Genomic DNA, 17,363 nt, shown 5'->3' with positions numbered 1-17,363 from the left:
CCGATGGACCGACGCCGGGCACTGGCTCGCTTGATGAGCCTGTGCACGCTGCCACCGGGTGCGGCGGCCTGGGCGGCCCAGCCCGAAGGCCGCGGGCCGGCCGATGGTCGCTCGCCCGAAGACCTTCCTCGTGCCGGGCGCACGCTGCGGTTTCCGCGCGACTTCGGCGCCCACCCGGGCAGCCGCACCGAATGGTGGTACCTGACGGGGGCGCTGCAGACGGCCGGCCCCTCGCCACGCCGCTTCGGCTTCCAGATCACCTTCTTTCGCTCGCGCACCGACGTCGGGCCTGACAACCCGAGCGCCTTCGCCCCGCACCAGCTGCTGTTCGCCCACGCTGCCGTGACCGACCTGGCCGGCCGGCGCCTGCTGCACGACCAGCGACTGGCCCGCGCCGGCTTTGGCCTGGCGGAGGCCAGCACCCGCGACACCGACGTGCGCCTGCGCGGCTGGAGCCTGCGCCGCGACGGCGAAGCGGCACAGAGCCGCTACATCGGCCGCGTCGACGCCAGCGACTTTCTGCTCGACCTGCGCTTCAGCCAGACCCAGCCCGTGCTGCTTCAAGGGCGGGGCGGCTTTTCACGCAAGGGGCCCGAGGTCGGTCAAGCCAGCCACTATTACTCGCATCCCCAGCTGCAGGTGGACGGCCGCCTGACGCTCAAGCGGGTCGACCACGCTGGCTCACGCATTGAGCCACTGGTCGTGCAGGGCCGGGCCTGGATGGACCATGAATGGAGCGAGACCGTGATGCACCCCGACGCGGTGGGCTGGGACTGGGTCGGCATGAACCTGGCCGATGGCAGCGCCCTCACCGCCTTCAGGCTGAGGCGGGCCGATGGCAGCACGCTGTGGACCGGCGGCAGCTGGCGCGCACCAGGCCAGCTCGCGCAGGCCTTTGCGAATGGCGAAGTGCAGTTCGCCGCAGGCCGGCGCTGGCGCAGCCCGGCCACCGGGGCCAACTACCCGGTGGCCTGGACGGTGACCCTGCCCGGGGGCCGCCGCTACACGGTAGAGGCCGAACTCGACAACCAGGAGCTCGACAGCCGCGGCAGCACCGGCAGCGTCTACTGGGAAGGGTTGAGCACGCTGAAGGACGACACCGGCCGCATTGTGGGCGGCGGCTATCTGGAGATGACGGGTTACGCCAGCCGACTGGCACTGTGAGCCGCGCACACGCCGGGTACCGCGGGGTTCCCCTGCCTTGCGCTCGACGCTTGACGGGTCTTCAATGGCGGTTCCGCGTGGCATCCCTCACGAAACGTCAATCGTTGCCACGCCATCCCCTCAGGAGGTGCGATGGACTCTCGGCAAGCCCCTTCCCCGTGGCGACGCGCTCGCGTGATCGCCACCGTGGCCGCCCTGGCGGGCCTGTTGGCCGCGGTCTGGGCCGGCGCCACCGGTCATCTGCCCATGGCGGCCCTGCTCGCGGCCGCTGCGGTGGCACTGCTGCCCAGCTCGCTGCTCGGGCGACGGGCCCGGCACCGCTCGGCCTGACGCGCAGGCGCCTGGGATCGGCGCCGCACCCGCCAGCCCACCACGGCGAGCGCCGAGCCCACCAGCAGCCAGCCGTCGGGCTCGGGCACCGGTGCACCCAGCACGGCAAAGGGCGTGATCGAAATGAACCGCTGCCCCCATGCATCCGTCTGCACGAACCGGCTGGACAGGATGGTGCTGACCTGAAGTGACGTCAGCGCGTAGGCGGCCGGGTCCTGCAGCGTCGCGTCCATGAGGTTGTTCTCGACAAGGGTGTGCATCAGGCCCAGGTTGTGGCCCAGTTCGTGCGCCACCACTGCGGCAGCACGCCACCGATGGGCTTCGATCTCGGCTGGGCCGACAGCTGGTGAGGGCACATGGCACCCCGGGATATGTGCATCTGGCGGCGGACACGGCCACTGTCCTGCCGGCCTGGGCAGCAGGTCCGCCTGAAAGTCGGCACGCACGGTGACGCCCGCGCTGCCCACGCGGGCCAGCCCCACCACGGACGGCGCCGGGATGCCGCGTTCGACATAGCCATCCACATAGAAAAGCGGGATGGTGGGCGACCCGGCCAATCCGGCGCTCTCGGTCAGCGCGCCGAGCGAACCTCGCACATGGCCCCAGGCCTTCAGGTCGATGGTGCGCCAGTCTGCGTTGTGGATCACGCCACCCGGGTTGAAACGGATGTCGATCGGGCTGGCACCGAAGCTGTCCTGCGAAAAGATCGCATCGAGGAAGGACTCGCGCAGAGGCTGGATCTCGGCCGCGTGCGATGCGCCCATCAGGCAGGCGAGCGCCAGCGCCGCCACGCTGGGGTGGCATCGGGCGCGCCGTGAAACGGTCTCGGACATGGGGCCTCCCTTGTTGGCGTCGCGGTGTGCGCGGCCGGTGAGCCCGAAACCTTACTCCGATGGCCTGCTTTGCGCCAGACGGTGATCCAGGGCTTGCAGGGCCGCCAGCGCGCCCATCGGCAGGCCCACGTCCAGCCCGGTGGGCACGGCCGGCTCGCGCAGGTTGATGCGCACCAAGCGCCCGCCCAGCTGCTGCACCACCGCATGGCTGAAATGCCGCACGGTGGGCACCGCGGTGCCGGCGCCCAATTCCACCACCACCGGGCGGCTGACCTGCGCCAGCCAGCGCCGCAGCCGGTCCGACTGGGCTTGCTCGCGGTCGGCCACCCAGCCATCGTCGTTGAACATCAGGATGTTGGGCCGCGCCAGGCCGCCGCACCGTGGGCACGTGGGGGCGGCATTGCGCAGCTGACAGGCCTCCTCGTCCACATCGGGCACGAAGGCATCGGCCGGCCAGATGGCCTCGCTGCAGGGCTTCAGGCACTGCAGATGGTGGATGGAGCCATGGCACTCGTGCACCGCGCCCGCATCGAAGCCGGCCTTCTGAAACTGCCCGTCGACGTTGCTGGTGAACACCCGCGCGCCCTGCAACATGCCGTCGCCCCAGCGCTTGAGGATGCCAAAGCCGGCGTGGGGCATGGTGGCGCGGTACAGCGCGAGCCGGTGGCCGTAGAAGCCCCAGGCCAGCCCGGGCCGCCGCGCAAAGGAAGCCGGTGAAGCGGCGTCGGAGAAGCCCATGCGGGCCCGCCCCAGCGCCGGGTAGGCCCGCCAGAAGCCTTCGTTGCCTCGGAAATCGGGCAGGCCCGAGTCGACCCCCATGCCGGCGCCGGCGGCCACGATCAGCCCATCGGCCTGCTGGATCAGTTCGGCAGCCTGATCCAGGGCCTCGCCCAGGGCGGGAGACAGCGGTTCGTCGTTCGGATTCATACAGCCGGCTTGATCCAAGCGGGTCACTCAGAACACGAGCTTGCCACGGCCGGCCTTCACCTCGGCGCGCACCGTCTTGCCCTTCAATCGCCGCTGCTTGGAAGCGAACGTGGGTCGTGTCGGGCGCCGGGTCTTCTGCACCACGCTGGCTTCAGCCACCAGGGCTTCGAGCCGGGCCAGCGCCTCGGTCTTGTTCTGCTCCAGGCTGCGTGCCGATTGCGCCTTGATCACGATGACGCCACCCTTGCTGATGCGCTGGTCGCCCAGCGCCAGCAAGCGCGCCTTGACCGCCTCGGGCAGCGACGAGGCGGGCACATCGAACCGCAGGTGCACCGCGTTCGACACCTTGTTGACGTTCTGCCCGCCCGGCCCCTGGGCACGGATGGCGATGAACTCGACGTCGTGGTGTGAAACGAGGGGCGGCATGAGGCGGGGCCATGGTTGGGATGAAGGCCGGTGCCCATCATAGGGTGCAGAGAGGCCCGACGGCCGTTGCGGGCATGGCGCTTGCCGGACACTGCCCCCAAGGAGCACCTCATGCCTGCATCCTCACCCTGTCCTGTGCCGGTCATCGGCTTTCAGGACGCCCCGCCGCCCGATGCCATGCCCGCGCGGCCGGCATCGACCCCGGCCGACACGGGCGCCGCCGACGCCTGGCCCTTTCTGCGGCCGGAGGCGCCGCTCCATGTGGTCCTGAACCCCCGATCAGGGCGGCCGGACACCGAGGGCTGCGCGGCCGCTCTCAAGGCGGTGCTGGGCGAAGCCGGTCGGCGTTTCGAGCTGATCACGCCCCGGCACCCGCGCGAACTGATGGCAGCCGGCAGGCAGGCCGTGGCACGCGCACAGGCCGAAGGCGGCGCCGTGGTGGCCGCAGGCGGCGACGGCACGGTCAACACCCTGGCCGGCCTGGTGCTGCCCACCGGCCTGCCGTTCGGCGTGTTGCCCCAGGGCACATTCAATTACGTGGCACGCGCCCACGGCATCCCGACCGACACCGAGGCCGCCGTCCGCGCGCTGGTGTCCCCCCGCGTGCGGCCCGTGCAGGTCGGGCAGGTCAACGGCCGGGTGTTCCTCGTCAACGGCAGCATGGGCCTCTACACCCAGGCGCTCGACGACCGCGAGCGCTTCAAGCAACGGCTGGGCCGCAGCCGGGCGGTGGCGTTGCTGGCCGGCCTGTTCACCGCCCTCGCCCCGCACCGCAACTGGGTGATCCGGCTGGAGGTCGACGGGCAGGAGACCACCGTGGTGACGCCCACGCTCTTCGTGGGCAACAACCCGCTGCAGCTGGCACAGCTGGGCCTGGTGCAACCCGAAGGGCGAGGTGAAGGGCTGGTGGCCATCATGGCGCGCCCCATGAGCCGGCTGGCCATGCTGGGGCTGCTGGTGCGCGGGGCGGCCGGGCACTTTGCCGAATCGGAGGCGGTCACCTGCCTGGCCTTCCGGCGGTTGACGGTCGAGCCGCGCCTGCCGCACAGGCCGGGGCGGCTGAAGATCGCCACCGACGGCGAGACCAGCTGGATGCGGCCGCCGCTGTGCTTTGAAGCCGCGGCGCAGCGGCTGAACCTGCTGGTGCCGGGCTGAGGCCGCATGGGCGTGCTGCTGCACCTGTCCGACCCCCACTTCGGCACCGAGGCGCCCGAAGCGGTGGACGCCCTGCTGGCCCTCGCCGCCCGCGAGCGGCCCGATGTGGTGGTCTGGTCCGGCGACATCACGCAACGCGCCCGCCCCGCCCAGTTCGAGGCTGCACGGCGTTTCCATGCCGCCCTGCGCGCCCCGCATGTGCTCGCCATTCCCGGCAACCACGACATCCCGTTGTTCAACGTGGCGGCCCGCGCGCTCAGGCCCTATGCCGGCTTCCGCAAGGCCTTTGGCTCGACCGACGACCCCCATCTGTCCCTGCCGGGTCTCATGGTGGCCGGCGTCAACACCACCCGCGCGTGGCGGCACAAGCACGGTGAGGTGTCGTCCGCCCAGATCACGCGCGCAGCGTGCCGGGTGCGCCAGGCTGCGGCCGACCAGCTCAAGGTGATCGTGGTGCACCAGCCGGTGTGGGTGGCCTGTGCTCAGGACCGCATCAACCTGCTGCGTGGCCACGCGGCGGCCCTGGCCGCCTGGGCCGATGCGGGCGTGGACGTCGTGCTGAGCGGGCACATCCACCTCCCCTCCGTCCACCCGCTGTCCCTCGCTGCGTCCGACGGCTCACCCCGCACGGTGTGGAACGTGCAGGCCGGCACGGCGGTGTCGCACCGGGTGCGCGGTGGCATCGGCCAGTCCATCCACCTGATCCGCTACCAGGCCGGGCCCCACGGACGCCGCATCATCGAGCGCTGGGACCTGCCGCCGGGCCAGCGCGCCTTCGAACGGGTGGGCCGCCACGCGCTCTGACCGCTGGCTCAGGACGTGAGCTGGGTCTTTTCCAGCAACCCGGCTTTCACCTGCGGCCACTCGGCCCGGGTGATGCTGAAGATCACCGAGTTGCGCACGAAGCCGTCGCGCATCACCATGTGGCTGCGCAGCAGGCCCTCTTCCGTGGCACCCAGGCGCAGGATGGCCTGGCGTGACCGGGTGTTGCGCTCGTCCGTCAGCAGCTCGACCCGGTTGCAGCCCCAGGTCTCGAAGGCGTGCGTGAGCATCAGCAGCTTGGCCTCGGTGTTGATCGGCGTGCGCTGCGCCGACGCCGCCAGAAAGGTGAAGCCGATCTCGACGCGCCGGTGGGCCGCCTCGATACAACGGAAGCGCGTGCTGCCCACGATCCGGCCGCTGGCCGACGACACGGTGGCGAAAGCCAGTTCGCGCCCGGCGGCGAAGGCAGTCTCTGCGTGGGCGAGAAAACCGTCGAGCTCAGCGGGTGGCGGCACGAAGGTGACCGGCAGGGTCCAGAGCTGGCCGTCCTCAATGGCTTCGGCCAGTCCCGGCAGGTGATGCGCGGCCAGCGGTTCAAGGCGGACATGGCGCCCCGTCAGAGTGACCTGATCGACTTTCATTCAATTCAACCCGTTCGTTTTCTACCAATTGCGCCAGCATGCCAAAAAACGCGCTGCCGATGAGGCTGGATCCAGGGACTTTGCCTGATGCGCGAACGCGAAGGCCTGATGCTGAATAGGCGGTGACGCACCGTACCACCTCGCCACCCTGCATGTCCTCGCATCCCGCCGTGCTTCTGTCGACCCCGCGCCTGCGCCGCCTTCCCTGGCTGCTGGGGGCGCTGGCTCTGGGCTCCGCGGGGTGGCTGATCTGGCGGCTCGCCGGGCAGGCACCGGATTCGGCTCCGGCCACCGCCGCACTCACACAGCCCGCAGCGCCATGGCCCGCCCCCAGCCTGGCTGGCACCGAGCCCGACGGACAGGTGCACCAGGCCGGTGGCCAGCTGCTGCTGGGCCCGCAGCTGCTGCGCCGTTTCGACTACTGGCTCACCACCTACGGCGAGCGACCGCTCGATGCGATCGAGGCCGATGTGCGCCGGGACATGGCCGACGAACTGCACGCCGACGCACTGGCTCAGGCCATGAGCCTGTGGAAGGCCTATGTCGCCTTCAAGGCCGAACTGGCCCGGCTGCCCGCCCTGCCCAGCGGCACGCTGGAGGCAGACAGCCTGGCGCAGCAGGTGCAGGCGGTGCGTGCCGTTCGCGCACGCCACTTCAACGCCGTCCAGGTGCAGGCGCTGTTTGCGGAAGAAGACGCCGACGACGACCTCGCCCTGGCGCGCCTGCGCATCCAGCAGGACACCACGCTGACGGCCGCCGAACGGGCCCGCCGCCTGGCCGACCTGCAGGCCCGGCTGACCCCGGCCCAGCGCGAGGCCGAGGCCGCCCCGCTGGTGCACCAGACGGTGCGCGAAGCCGTGGAGGCCGCCCGGGCCCGGGGCGCCGATGCCGCCGAGGTGCAGGCCCTCCGCGCGCGCCTGGTCGGCCCGGAGGCTGCCGCCCGCCTGGCTGCACTCGACGATGCCGAAGCCGCCTGGCACGCCCGCGTGCAGCGTTACCGCCACCTGTTGCAACACGATCCCCAAGAAGCGGCCGCCCACAAGGCCGCGCAGTTCAGCGAGACGGAACAGCTCCGCCTGGCTGCCTACGAGCCCTGACCCCGAAGAGGAGACAACCCGATGATGAAGCGCACGCTCACCCGCGTGATGGCCGCCCTGGCCATCGCCACCGGCACCCTGGCCGCCATCGCGCCCGCCCAGGCGCAAACCAGCACCTACACGCAGACGCGTTATCCGGTCGTGCTGGTGCACGGCCTGTTCGGCTTCGACTCGCTGGCCGGCTCGCTCGACTACTGGTACAAGATCCCGCAGGCGCTGCGCGCAGGCGGTGCCCAGGTCTACGTGGCCAAGGTGTCGGCGGCCAACTCGACCGAGGTGCGTGGCGAGCAGCTGCTGACGCAGGTGCGCGAAATCCTCGCGATCTCGGGCGCGAAGAAGGTCAACCTGATCGGCCACAGCCACGGCGGCCCGACCACGCGCTATGTGGCCGGCGTCGCGCCCGAACTCGTGGCCTCGGTCACCAGCATCGGCGGTGTGAACCGCGGCTCGGCCGTGGCCGACGCCCTGCTGAAGGTCGCCCCGGATGGCTCGCCGCTCAATGGCGCACTGGCCGGCACCGTCGACAGCACGCTGGTCGCCCTGATCGAGAAGCTCGCCGGCCAGCCTTCGCTGCCGCGCGATTCGGGCGCCGCACTGCTGTCGCTCAGCACCGCGGGCAGCGCGAAGTTCAACCAGCGCTTCCCGGCCGGCGTGCCCACCAGCGGCTGCGGCGATGGCGAGCCGGTCGTCAAGGGCGTGCGCTACTACTCGTGGGGCGGCAACCGCACGCTGACCAACCCGCTGGACATCAGCGACCCGGTTCTGGCGGCCACCGGCCTGCTCTTCAAGGGCGCGCCCAACGACGGCCTGGTGGCCGCGTGCTCGATGAACCTCGGCAAGGTGATCCGCACCGACTACCGCATGAACCACCTCGACGAGGTCAACCAGGTGCTGGGCCTGGTCAGCCTGTTCGAGACCAACCCGGTCGAGGTGTACCGCCAGCACGCCAACCGGCTGAAGAACGCGGGCCTCTGAGCCCGCGTGGGCCGGCCGGGCGTGATGTCTGCCAGGGTGGAGGTCAGGCCGGCGTCACCCCGTCGGCCTTGAACATCGTCTTGATGCCGCGGATGGCCTGGCGGATGCGCGATTCGTTTTCGATCAGCGCAAACCGCACGTGGTCATCGCCGTGGTCACCAAAGCCGATGCCGGGTGACACGCACACCTTGGCCTTGTCCAGCATCTGGCGTGCGAACTCGATCGAGCCCAGGTGCCGGTAGGCCTCGGGGATCTTCGCCCAGATGTACATCGAGGCCTTGGGCTTGTCGACCATCCAGCCCGCCTCGTGCAGCCCCTTGACCAGCACGTCGCGGCGCTTCTGGTACTGCGCGGCAATGTCCTTCACGCACTGCTGATCGCCTTCCAGCGCGGCAATGGCGGCCACCTGCAGCGGCGTGAAGGTGCCGTAGTCGTGGTAGCTCTTGATGCGAGCCAGTGCGGCCACCAGATCGGGGTTGCCGACCATGAAGCCAATGCGCCAGCCCGCCATGTTGTAGCTCTTGCTGAGCGTGAAGAACTCGACCGCAATGTCCTTGGCGCCGGGCACCTGCATGATCGACGGGGCCTTCCAGCCGTCGTAGACGATGTCTGCATAGGCCAGGTCGTGCACGACGAAGATGTCGTGCTTCTTCGCCAGCGCCACCACGCGCTCGAAGAAATCCAGCTCCACGCACTGCGCCGTCGGATTGGACGGGAAGCCGAGGATCATCATCTTCGGCTTGGGGTAGCTGCCGCGGATCGCCTTTTCCAATTCGGCAAAGAAGTCCACGCCCGGCACCAGCGGCACCGAGCGGATGTCGGCCCCGGCGATCACGGCGCCATAGATGTGGATGGGGTACGACGGGTCGGGCACGAGCACGGTGTCGCCGCGGTCCAGCGTCGCCAGCATCAGGTGCGCCAGGCCTTCCTTCGAGCCGATGGTGACGATGGCCTCCTTGTCGGCATCGATGTCGACGTCGTAGCGATCCTTGTACCAGTGCGAGATCGCGCGGCGCAGGCGCGGGATGCCCTTCGAGGCCGAGTAGCCGTGGGTGTCGGGCCGCTGGGCCACTTCGGTGAGCTTGGCGACGATGTGCGGTGGCGTGGCCCCGTCGGGGTTGCCCATGCTCATGTCGATGATGTCTTCCCCGCGGCGGCGGGCGGCCAGTTTGAGTTCGGCCGTGATGTTGAAGACGTAGGGGGGAAGGCGGTCGATGCGCGCAAAGCGGCGCTTGCCCGTCAGAGAGGACATGGTGTGGTCTTTCACGTGAGCGCCCGGAACCGTCCGAGCGACGTGACCGCGCAATGTGGCGCAGCCCGCAGCCATCCTAGCCGAAGTGCTGGCAGCGATAATCCCCCGCATGTGTGGAGCCGAAGTCAAACCCCTGTCCGACAGCGTGCGCCGCGTGTGCACGCTGCTTGAAACCCTGGGTCATCCCCATCTGCCGATCGCGCTCGACGACGCCGCGCACACCGCACAGCAGGCGGCCGATGCGCTGGGCGTGTCGCTCGGGCAGATCGCCAAGAGCATCATCTTTCGCCTCAAGCCCGATGACCGCGCCGTGCTGGTCGTGACCAGCGGCGACCGCCGGGTCGACGAGCACAAGGTGCAGGCGCTGGTGTGCGGTGCGGGCCAGTCGCTGGGCCGCGCGAATGCCGAGTTCGTGAAGGCGCGCACGGGCTTCACGATCGGTGGGGTGTCGCCGCTGGGCCATGTCGAGCCGCCGGTGGTGCTGCTCGATGAAGCGCTGGGCCGCTTCGATGTGATCTGGGCGGCGGCCGGCCACCCCAACGCGGTCTTCAAGCTGACGCTGGCCGACCTGGTGGCGTGGACGCAGGCGCCCGTGGTGGATGTGACGGTGCGCTGACCGGCGCGGTCACGCCAGGGTCTTGGGTGGATTCCCCTTGTCGGGCGGGCCGCCCCGGTGCGACTTGGTCCAGCTGTAGTCGGCCGGGCGTTCGTCGCTGACGCCAGCCAGCCCGACGTGGTCGCCCAGTTCGGTGCTGATCACGACATGGCTGTGCAGCGGCTGACCTTCGGCACTGCGCGCCTTGCGCTGCGCCTCGGCGAAGGCCAGCGCCTCGGACAGTTCCCCATCCGCAAAGCCCTGTACGCCAGGGCCCTGCGCGCTCAACCAGTAAACGACGATGCTCATGGCGCCATCATCGCACCGCCGACGCAGGCCTCAGGCCGCCGGCTGCAGCGCGATGTCTTCCGGCGCCATGCGTGCGGGGGCGTCCAGGTCCACCGGCGTGGTCGGGGTTACCAGCGAGGCGACCTCGCGCACCGCGTCGAACACCGCATCGGGCGCGGTGTGGTGCACCATGTGCCCGGCACCCGGCACGATGTGCAGTCGGGATTGCGGCATGCGTTCGCTGACACGCCCGGAGTGCCAACCGGAAGTGATGAGGCGGTCCTGCTCGCCGGCCACCAGCACCACCGGCACCTGCAGGCCAGCGTGTTGCGAACGTTGCCACACCGACGCCGGAACCAGCATCGCGGCCTCGGCCGCAGCGGCCTGGATGGACTGTGGCCGCAGCGTCATCCACTTCGGGTAGCGGGCGTTGAAGTCCCGGCGCGCCTCGCTGGGGGCGGGCGAGAACACCCGCCACATCGTCGGCGCCCAGATGGCGCGCGAGAACAGCGGCGACAGCGTGTGCGCCAGCAGCGGGCCCAGCAGCGGCACCGCCGGCAGGCTGTTGAACAGCACATCGAAGCGCGGCGCCGGCGTGTAGTAGCCGCCCACCAGCACCAGCCCCTTGAGTTCGGTGGGTGCCTGCTCGGCCATGGCCACGGCGATCAGCGTGGCCCACGAGTGCCCCAGCACCACCGGCCGGTGCACGCCCAGCAGCGACAGCGCCTGCAAGAACAGCCGGGCCTGTTCTTCGGGTGTGTAAAGGCGGCCGGACGGGCGGGTGCTGTGGCCGTAGCCCGGGCGGTCGAACACGAGCACGCGGTACTGCTGCGCAGCCCGTTCCACCAGCCCGCTCATCTCCATTTCCTGGCCCATCATGCCCATGCCGTGCAGCAGCACCAGCGGCGGGGCGGCCGGGTCACCGTGCTCGGTGTAGTGCAGGCGCACCCCATCGACCTCGACGAAGCGGCCCGCCGGCGGGTTCTCCGCCTCGACCCGCGTGCGCTGGCGTTTCACGTACCAGGCACTGGCCCCCAGCATGGCCACCGCCCCGGCGGCCAGGGCCAGGGAGGAAGCCCGGGCGGGGGCCCGGGAAGCGGTCTTGCGCAACATCGACATGGTGGCTCCTGAAAGAATGCGGGAAGCCATGCCCGGCAAACCGGATGCCCGCCTTTCGGGGCCGCGGGCTCAGGTGTCGAGTGCGCGCTGGTACAGGCTGCGTTTCGGTGCGGCGAACACCCGTCGCACCATGGGCTCGAAGAAGTCCAGTGGCAGCGACTCGGCCTCGGGGTCGAACGCGGCGGCGTCGTAACGCTCGCAGAAATGCGCCGTGCGGCGGTACAGCTCGGGCTGCTCCTTGAAGCGCTCGCGCAGGTTGCGGTCCATGCCCAGGTGGTGGAAGAAGTAGTAGCCCTGGAAGATGCCGTGGTGGGCCACCATCCAGTGGTTTTCCTCGCTCACGAAGGGCTGCAGGATGACGGCTGCCACGTCGGCATGGTTGTAGCTGCCCAGCGTGTCGCCAATGTCGTGCAGCAGCGCACACACCACGTACTCCTCGTCCTGCCCGTCGCGGTGGGCCAGGGTGGCGGTCTGCAGGCAGTGCGTGAGTCGATCGACCGGAAAGCCGCCGAAGTCACCGTCCAGCAGCTTCAGGTGGGTCAGCACGCGGCCGGGCAGCTCGCGGGCGTAGGCACCGAACTCGCGCGCGATCACGGCCCAGTCTTCGGGCGTGCCGTCACGCATGTGGTGGAAGGCGGCGGTGGAGGGGGCAGCGAGGGTCATGCGTCCACTGTGCGCCCGCTGCGCAGCCGCTTCAACCGGGAAAGCCAGCACCTGGCGCCCGCGCAAGGCCGCTCAGGTCGGCTTCGGGTACTTGGCGGCGTTCTTCACCAGCTTGTCCTGCACGGCCGCCTCCAGGTCGATGCCGGTCTGCATCGCGATCTGCACGAGGTACAGCATCACGTCGGCCATCTCCTCGCCGATGTGCTGGCGCGTGGCCGGGTCGTCCGCGGCACGGGCCGATTCCTCCGGCGTCATCCACTGGAAGATCTCGGCCAGTTCGGCCGCCTCGACCATGAGCGCCATCGACAGGTTCTTGGGGGTGTGGAACGGCTGCCAGTTGCGCGCTTCGGCGAACGCGCGCAACCGGGCCTGCAGGTGGGTCAGGTCCATGGGCCGGCAGGTCAGGCGATCTTCACGACGACACGGCCGCGCACCTGGCCGTCCAGCAGCTTCTGCGCAGTCGGGATGGCGTCGGCCAGCGAAATCGTCTCGGTGATGAGGGCCAGCTTGGCCGGGTCGAGGTCGCGGCCGAGGCGCGACCAAGCTTCCAGGCGCTGCGCGCGCGGGGCCATCACGCTGTCGATGCCCGCCAGCGTCACGCCGCGCAGGATGAAGGGCGCCACCGTGGCCGGGAAGTCCATGCCGCCGGCCAGACCGCAGGCTGTGACCACGCCACCGTACTTCGTGCTGGCACACACATTGGCCAGCGTGTGGCTGCCCACGGTGTCCACCGCCCCGGCCCAGCGCTCTTTCGCCAGCGGCTTGCCCGGGTTGCTGAACGCGCTGCGCTCGAGGATCTCGGCTGCGCCCAGGGTCTTGAGGTAGTCGGCCTCCTGCGGACGGCCGGTCACGGCCACCACGGTGTAGCCCAGCTTGGCCAGCAGGGCCACGGCCACGCTGCCCACACCGCCCGCGGCCCCGGTCACGATGATCTCGCCGCGGTCCGGCGTCACGCCGTGGCGCTCCAGCGCCAGCACGCACAGCATGGCCGTATAGCCCGCTGTGCCAATGGCCATCGCCTGTTCAGGGGAGAAGGCCGCGGGCAGCGGCACCAGCCAGTCGCCCTTCAAGCGGGCCTTCTCGGCCAGGCCGCCCCAGTGGGTTTCGCCCACGCCCCAACCATTGAGCACCACCTGATCACCGGGCTTCCAGGCGGAGTGGGTGCTCACCTCGACGGTGCCGGCCAGGTCGATGCCAGGCACCAGGGGGAACTGCCGCACCACGGGGGATTTCCCGGTGATGGCCAGCCCGTCCTTGTAGTTCAGCGTCGAGGCCGCGACGCGGACGGTCACGTCGCCGTCGGGCAGCTGGGCTTCGTCGAGGGACTCGAGGGCGGCGCGGTAGCCTTGTTCGTCCTTGCGGATGAGGATGCCTTGAAACACGTCTGTCTCCATGCTGTTGGGGGGCCGAGCGGGCAGCATACTGTGTTGCGGCACGGGCAACATGCGGCCCGCGCTCAAGTACCCCCGCCGGTGTCCGATATCGAAACAGGCGCCTGCTTCGCTTCTGCCTGACCGCATGCAACCTACCTTGCTCATCCCCTGGCGCCCGTCTCGTGCCCCCCGCGGGTTCACGCTGATCGAGGTCCTGCTCATCGTCGCGCTGATCGGCGTGCTGGCCGCCATCGCCCTGCCGATGTACCACGGCTACCAGGACCGCACCCGCACACGCATTGCGGCGCAGGACATCGCGGCCATCTCGGTGCAGATCCAGCGCCACTGGGATGACAACCGGGCCTTTCCGGCGGATCTCGCCGCCGTCGGGGCCAACCGCAATGACCCCTGGGGGAGGCCCTATGTCTATTACAACGTCGACGCCAACGGCCGCGGCGGCGCGCGCAAGGACCGTGCGCTGAACCCGATCAACAGCGACTTCGACCTTTACAGCATGGGCCCCGATGGCGTGACCAAGAGTCAGGTCTCGAACCAGGACAGCCTGGACGATGTCATCCGCGGGCGCGACGGCCAGTACGTCGGCGTGGCCAGCGAGTTCTGAGGCAGCACGCCGTGCCCTTGCGCACCCTGCTTGCACGTCAGCTGGGACGCCGGCTCGCCCACCGCCTTTTTGCGCTGTTCCTGCTCGCGGCCGTCGTGCCCCTGGCGCTGTCCGACTGGCTGTCGAGCACCGCGATCACCGAGGTGGCGCGTGAGCTCGACGCACGCGCCCGCCTCGATACCACCGAGCGCACCAGCCGACAGGTGTTCGATCGGCTGCTGGCCGGCAAGACGCTGCTGACCGCCGTGCCCGTCACCGCCCTGGGGGCCGCCCGCGCCCCGGACGGGCTCACCTGGCTGCCCGGCTTGCACCGTGTCTTCGTCCGCCTGTCCTGGATGGACGAACGCGGCGACACCCGATGGTCGAGCGACCCGGACTTCGACCTGGGCCACGCGTGGCAGCTGGCGCAGGCAGGTCCTTACAACCGCGCGCCCATTCCCGAGCAGCGAGGCGATGACCGCATCGAGGTGCGGCTGCGGGTGGCCGAGGCCGCGGGACAGACGCCCCGCGTGCTGATGGCCGTGAGCCACAGCGGGGTGCTGCGCTGGGTGGGCGAGCTGCACGCCGCGCACCTCTGGGCGCCGGTGGTCGATGCGGGGGAGGATGGGCTCTGGCATGTGCGCGATGCCCGCGGCGTGCTGCTGGCCCGGCTGGGAGGCGGCGATGCCCTGGACCAGCCGGACGCCGAGCGGCTCCATACCCGGAGCCGCCTGTACCTGGGCGCCGAGTTCGGCGCGGGCGACTGGGTGTTCGAGCAGGACAGCCCGCGCCCCGAGGTCCGGTGGATGGGCCGGCCCCTCGGCATGTGGCTGGCCCTGGTGGCCGTGGCGACGCTCCTGGCCATCGCGCTGCTCAGCCTGTGGCAGCTTCGGCGCACGCTGCAGCCCCTGGCCGAACTGACGGAAGGCGCCCGCCGTCTGGCCGATGGCGCCACCCGCACGCGGGTGGCCATTTCACGGGACGACGAGATCGGCACCCTGGCGCAGGCCTTCAACCACATGGCCGGTCGCATCGAAGACCGCGAGCAGCAACTGGTGCACCGGGCCGTGCACGACAGCCTGACGGGCCTGGCCAACCGCGACGGGCTGCATGACCGGCTGGATGCGCTGCTGAGCGCACCCGGCGTGGCGGCCAGGGTGGCGGTGCTCTTTCTGGATCTCGACCACTTCAAGGACGTCAACGACAGCCGCGGGCACGCCGCCGGCGACACCGTGCTGCGCCTCGTTGCGCAGCGCCTGACGGACGCCGTGCCGGTGGACGCCTTCGTGGCCCGCCAGGGCGGCGACGAGTTCGTCATCGTGCTGCCCGAAGCCACCGAGCACACCGCCTGCGCGGTGGCCGACACGGCGCTGGCCGCGGTCACCCAACCGTGCGCCTTGCCGGACGGCGAGCACCTGCTGGGCGCCAGTGTGGGCATTGCGCTGAGCCCGCAGCACGGCCTCACGCGCGAGGAGTTGCTGCGCTGCGCCGACATCGCGCTGTATGCCGCCAAGACCGGCGGACGGGGGCAGCACAAGGTCTTCCACCGCCTGCTCGACATCGCCGCGCGCGAGCGGGTGCTGCTGCTGGCCCAGCTGCGACAGGCCCTGGTGCGCAACGAGTTCCTGCTGCACTACCAGCCGCGCGTGCGCCCGGTCGACGGCGCCATCGACTCGGCCGAGGCGCTGATCCGTTGGCAGCACCCCGAGCACGGCCTGCTCAACCCCGGCGCCTTCATCGAGGCGGCCGAGGCCGGCGGGCTGATCGACGAGATCGGCCTGTGGGTGCTCGACGCCGCCTGCGCCCAGATTGCCGCGTGGCGCCGTCAGGGCCTGGCGCTGGGCCGCGTGTCGGTCAACGTGTCGCCGCGGCAGCTGGCCAGCGGCGAGCTGGTGGCCCAGGTGCGCGACACCCTGGCGCGCCACCAGGTGCCGCCGCAGGCACTCGAACTGGAGGTGACCGAAAGCCTGCTGGTGGGCGATGCCCGGGCCGCGTGCGCCCAGTTGGGCGAGCTGCGCAGCTGGGGCGTCACGGTGGCGCTCGACGACTTCGGCACCGGCTACTCGTCGATGGCCACGCTGCGGCAGCTGCCCATCGACGTGATGAAGATCGACCGCGCCTTCGTGACCGACCTGGGGCACGATCCGGGCGCGATGGCGATCGCCTCGGCCATCGTGGCCATGGCGCGGTCGCTGAGGCTCCACCTCGTGGCCGAAGGCATTGAAACCCCGGCCCAGGCGGCCATCCTGCGCGACATGGGATGTGACGAACTGCAAGGCTTCTTCTACAGCCGCCCCCTGCCACCCGAGGCGTTCCACCTGCTGCCCCGGCACCTCGTACCGGAAGCCAGCCCATCCCAATGGGCAGGGCTGGCCCCGTGACCAGGCCATGCCGGCGCCCCCCATCCGGCCCGGCCCGCGCTAGAGTGGGTGGTTGACCCAGGAGGTTTGCCACCATGTTCCGTCGCACCTTTCTCGCTCGATCCAGCATGGCCCTGCTCGTGCTGGCGGCCACCCGCCAGGCACAGGCCCTTTCGCTGTCCGACCTCAGCAACCAGGACGCCAGTGCCGGCATCAAGGCCGCGCTCGAGCGCGGGGCCCTGGCGGCCGTCAGCCTGCTCGGCCAGACCGACGGCTTTCTGGGCAACCCCAAGGTGCGCATCCCGCTGCCGGGGTACCTGGAAGACGCGGCCCGGCTGCTGCGCATGACGGGCCAGGGCAAGCGCGTGGACGATCTCGTCACCACGATGAACCGGGCCGCCGAAACCGCCGTGCCGCTGGGCAAGGATCTGCTGGTCGGGGCCGTGAAGTCGATGAGCGTGAGCGACGCCCGGCAGATCCTGCGCGGGGGCGACAACGCCGTCACCACCTTCTTTGCCGACAAGACCCGCGTGCCGCTGAGCGAAAAGTTCCTGCCCGTCGTCACGCAGGCCACCAGCCAGGTCGGCCTGGCCAAGAGCTACAACCGCGTGGCGAGCAAGGTGTCGGCCGCCGGCCTGGTCAAGCCCGAAGAGGCCAGCATCGAGCAGTATGTGACAGGCAAGACGCTGGACGGCCTCTACACCCTGATCGGCGAAGAAGAGCGCAAGATCCGCCAGGACCCGGTGGGCACCGGCAGCGCGCTGCTGCAGAAGGTGTTCGGCGCGGCGAAGTAAGTCGCGCT

Annotated in this window: 19 protein-coding genes; 9 read left to right on the top strand and 10 right to left on the bottom strand. The window is 70.3% G+C overall.

All coding sequences use genetic code 11. The annotated features are described in order from the left end of the window. Positions 1-3 precede the first annotated feature (3 nt). Positions 4-1,164, top strand: coding sequence for a lipocalin-like domain-containing protein (locus tag DEH84_RS00335; RefSeq protein ID WP_425429015.1), 1,161 nt, complete (start codon positions 4-6; stop codon positions 1,162-1,164). A 236-nt stretch (positions 1,165-1,400) separates the two neighbouring features. Here DEH84_RS00335 and DEH84_RS00330 read toward each other — a convergent pair whose 3' ends face one another. Genes DEH84_RS00330 through arfB form a run of 3 tightly spaced genes read right to left on the bottom strand, consistent with a single transcriptional unit; the run spans position 1,401 to position 3,680 of the window. Continuing rightward, on the bottom strand, positions 1,401-2,327 hold the full coding sequence (locus tag DEH84_RS00330; protein WP_109033783.1) for a matrixin family metalloprotease: 927 nt from the start codon (positions 2,325-2,327) through the stop codon (positions 1,401-1,403). Positions 2,328-2,378: 51 nt separating this feature from the next. Further along, positions 2,379-3,254: an SIR2 family NAD-dependent protein deacylase gene (locus DEH84_RS00325; RefSeq protein ID WP_109033782.1), complete on the bottom strand. Its 876-nt coding sequence runs from the start codon at positions 3,252-3,254 to the stop codon at positions 2,379-2,381. Positions 3,255-3,281: 27 nt separating this feature from the next. Beyond that, complete coding sequence (gene arfB / locus DEH84_RS00320) at positions 3,282-3,680, bottom strand: alternative ribosome rescue aminoacyl-tRNA hydrolase ArfB (protein ID WP_109033781.1); 399 nt, start codon at positions 3,678-3,680, stop codon at positions 3,282-3,284. Positions 3,681-3,791: 111 nt separating this feature from the next. On the opposite strand from arfB, the gene DEH84_RS00315 reads away from it, so the two are divergent. Next, on the top strand, positions 3,792-4,835 hold the full coding sequence (locus DEH84_RS00315; RefSeq protein WP_245932639.1) for a diacylglycerol/lipid kinase family protein: 1,044 nt from the start codon (positions 3,792-3,794) through the stop codon (positions 4,833-4,835). A gap of 6 nt (positions 4,836-4,841) precedes the next feature. Next, positions 4,842-5,639: a metallophosphoesterase family protein gene (locus DEH84_RS00310; RefSeq protein ID WP_109033780.1), complete on the top strand. Its 798-nt coding sequence runs from the start codon at positions 4,842-4,844 to the stop codon at positions 5,637-5,639. 8 nt (positions 5,640-5,647) lie between these two features. Here DEH84_RS00310 and DEH84_RS00305 read toward each other — a convergent pair whose 3' ends face one another. Further along, positions 5,648-6,238 (bottom strand): GNAT family N-acetyltransferase, encoded by a 591-nt coding sequence (locus DEH84_RS00305; RefSeq protein ID WP_109033779.1) that lies wholly within the window; start codon positions 6,236-6,238, stop codon positions 5,648-5,650. Positions 6,239-6,390: 152 nt separating this feature from the next. On the opposite strand from DEH84_RS00305, the gene DEH84_RS00300 reads away from it, so the two are divergent. After that, complete coding sequence (locus tag DEH84_RS00300; protein WP_109033778.1) at positions 6,391-7,335, top strand: lipase secretion chaperone; 945 nt, start codon at positions 6,391-6,393, stop codon at positions 7,333-7,335. Between the two features lie 24 nt (positions 7,336-7,359). Then, a complete protein-coding gene (locus DEH84_RS00295) occupies positions 7,360-8,310 on the top strand; it encodes a lipase family alpha/beta hydrolase (RefSeq protein WP_109038120.1) in 951 nt (316 codons plus the stop codon). Between the two features lie 43 nt (positions 8,311-8,353). On the opposite strand, the gene alaC is transcribed toward DEH84_RS00295, so the two are convergent. Further along, positions 8,354-9,562, bottom strand: a complete 1,209-nt coding sequence (gene alaC / locus DEH84_RS00290) for an alanine transaminase (RefSeq protein WP_109033777.1) — start codon at positions 9,560-9,562, stop codon at positions 8,354-8,356. A 109-nt stretch (positions 9,563-9,671) separates the two neighbouring features. Between alaC and DEH84_RS00285 the strand changes: the two genes are divergently transcribed. Next, a complete protein-coding gene (locus tag DEH84_RS00285; RefSeq protein WP_109033776.1) occupies positions 9,672-10,178 on the top strand; it encodes a YbaK/EbsC family protein in 507 nt (168 codons plus the stop codon). Positions 10,179-10,187: 9 nt separating this feature from the next. Here the strand turns inward: DEH84_RS00285 and DEH84_RS00280 are convergent, their stop codons facing one another. The 5 genes from DEH84_RS00280 to acuI form a co-directional block, all read right to left on the bottom strand. Continuing rightward, complete coding sequence (locus DEH84_RS00280) at positions 10,188-10,466, bottom strand: hypothetical protein (protein WP_109033775.1); 279 nt, start codon at positions 10,464-10,466, stop codon at positions 10,188-10,190. 30 nt (positions 10,467-10,496) lie between these two features. Beyond that, positions 10,497-11,564: an alpha/beta fold hydrolase gene (locus tag DEH84_RS00275; RefSeq protein WP_159098786.1), complete on the bottom strand. Its 1,068-nt coding sequence runs from the start codon at positions 11,562-11,564 to the stop codon at positions 10,497-10,499. Between the two features lie 69 nt (positions 11,565-11,633). Next, positions 11,634-12,227 (bottom strand): HD domain-containing protein, encoded by a 594-nt coding sequence (locus DEH84_RS00270; RefSeq protein ID WP_109033773.1) that lies wholly within the window; start codon positions 12,225-12,227, stop codon positions 11,634-11,636. Positions 12,228-12,299: 72 nt separating this feature from the next. Next, complete coding sequence (locus DEH84_RS00265; RefSeq protein WP_109033772.1) at positions 12,300-12,617, bottom strand: nucleotide pyrophosphohydrolase; 318 nt, start codon at positions 12,615-12,617, stop codon at positions 12,300-12,302. Between the two features lie 11 nt (positions 12,618-12,628). Then, positions 12,629-13,609, bottom strand: a complete 981-nt coding sequence (acuI, locus tag DEH84_RS00260; protein ID WP_109038119.1) for an acrylyl-CoA reductase (NADPH) — start codon at positions 13,607-13,609, stop codon at positions 12,629-12,631. A gap of 136 nt (positions 13,610-13,745) precedes the next feature. Between acuI and DEH84_RS00255 the strand changes: the two genes are divergently transcribed. The 3 genes from DEH84_RS00255 (at position 13,746) to DEH84_RS00245 (ending at position 17,355) form a co-directional block, all read left to right on the top strand. Continuing rightward, positions 13,746-14,222 (top strand): prepilin-type N-terminal cleavage/methylation domain-containing protein, encoded by a 477-nt coding sequence (locus tag DEH84_RS00255; RefSeq protein ID WP_109033771.1) that lies wholly within the window; start codon positions 13,746-13,748, stop codon positions 14,220-14,222. An 11-nt stretch (positions 14,223-14,233) separates the two neighbouring features. Continuing rightward, positions 14,234-16,582: a putative bifunctional diguanylate cyclase/phosphodiesterase gene (locus DEH84_RS00250; RefSeq protein ID WP_109033770.1), complete on the top strand. Its 2,349-nt coding sequence runs from the start codon at positions 14,234-14,236 to the stop codon at positions 16,580-16,582. 74 nt (positions 16,583-16,656) lie between these two features. Beyond that, a complete protein-coding gene (locus DEH84_RS00245) occupies positions 16,657-17,355 on the top strand; it encodes a DUF4197 domain-containing protein (RefSeq protein WP_109033769.1) in 699 nt (232 codons plus the stop codon). Positions 17,356-17,363 lie beyond the last annotated feature (8 nt).

Origin of the sequence: Aquabacterium olei, assembly GCF_003100395.1 — a bacterium.
Lineage (GTDB): Bacteria > Pseudomonadota > Gammaproteobacteria > Burkholderiales > Burkholderiaceae_C > Aquabacterium > Aquabacterium olei.
Note: the sequence above shows the minus strand (reverse complement) of the source record. Positions and strands in the feature narration are given on the sequence as shown.

Excerpts from the sequence above, each read along its gene's own strand:
- DEH84_RS00335 (WP_425429015.1), top strand. The coding sequence starts at position 4 with ATGGACCGACGCCGGGCACTGGCTCGCTTGATGAGCCTGTGCACGCTG.
- DEH84_RS00330 (WP_109033783.1), bottom strand. The coding sequence starts at position 2,327 with ATGTCCGAGACCGTTTCACGGCGCGCCCGATGCCACCCCAGCGTGGCG.
- DEH84_RS00325 (WP_109033782.1), bottom strand. The coding sequence starts at position 3,254 with ATGAATCCGAACGACGAACCGCTGTCTCCCGCCCTGGGCGAGGCCCTG.
- arfB (WP_109033781.1), bottom strand. The coding sequence starts at position 3,680 with ATGCCGCCCCTCGTTTCACACCACGACGTCGAGTTCATCGCCATCCGT.
- DEH84_RS00315 (WP_245932639.1), top strand. The coding sequence starts at position 3,792 with ATGCCTGCATCCTCACCCTGTCCTGTGCCGGTCATCGGCTTTCAGGAC.
- DEH84_RS00310 (WP_109033780.1), top strand. The coding sequence starts at position 4,842 with ATGGGCGTGCTGCTGCACCTGTCCGACCCCCACTTCGGCACCGAGGCG.
- DEH84_RS00305 (WP_109033779.1), bottom strand. The coding sequence starts at position 6,238 with ATGAAAGTCGATCAGGTCACTCTGACGGGGCGCCATGTCCGCCTTGAA.
- DEH84_RS00300 (WP_109033778.1), top strand. The coding sequence starts at position 6,391 with ATGTCCTCGCATCCCGCCGTGCTTCTGTCGACCCCGCGCCTGCGCCGC.
- DEH84_RS00295 (WP_109038120.1), top strand. The coding sequence starts at position 7,360 with ATGAAGCGCACGCTCACCCGCGTGATGGCCGCCCTGGCCATCGCCACC.
- alaC (WP_109033777.1), bottom strand. The coding sequence starts at position 9,562 with ATGTCCTCTCTGACGGGCAAGCGCCGCTTTGCGCGCATCGACCGCCTT.
- DEH84_RS00285 (WP_109033776.1), top strand. The coding sequence starts at position 9,672 with ATGTGTGGAGCCGAAGTCAAACCCCTGTCCGACAGCGTGCGCCGCGTG.
- DEH84_RS00280 (WP_109033775.1), bottom strand. The coding sequence starts at position 10,466 with ATGAGCATCGTCGTTTACTGGTTGAGCGCGCAGGGCCCTGGCGTACAG.
- DEH84_RS00275 (WP_159098786.1), bottom strand. The coding sequence starts at position 11,564 with ATGTCGATGTTGCGCAAGACCGCTTCCCGGGCCCCCGCCCGGGCTTCC.
- DEH84_RS00270 (WP_109033773.1), bottom strand. The coding sequence starts at position 12,227 with ATGACCCTCGCTGCCCCCTCCACCGCCGCCTTCCACCACATGCGTGAC.
- DEH84_RS00265 (WP_109033772.1), bottom strand. The coding sequence starts at position 12,617 with ATGGACCTGACCCACCTGCAGGCCCGGTTGCGCGCGTTCGCCGAAGCG.
- DEH84_RS00255 (WP_109033771.1), top strand. The coding sequence starts at position 13,746 with ATGCAACCTACCTTGCTCATCCCCTGGCGCCCGTCTCGTGCCCCCCGC.
- DEH84_RS00245 (WP_109033769.1), top strand. The coding sequence starts at position 16,657 with ATGTTCCGTCGCACCTTTCTCGCTCGATCCAGCATGGCCCTGCTCGTG.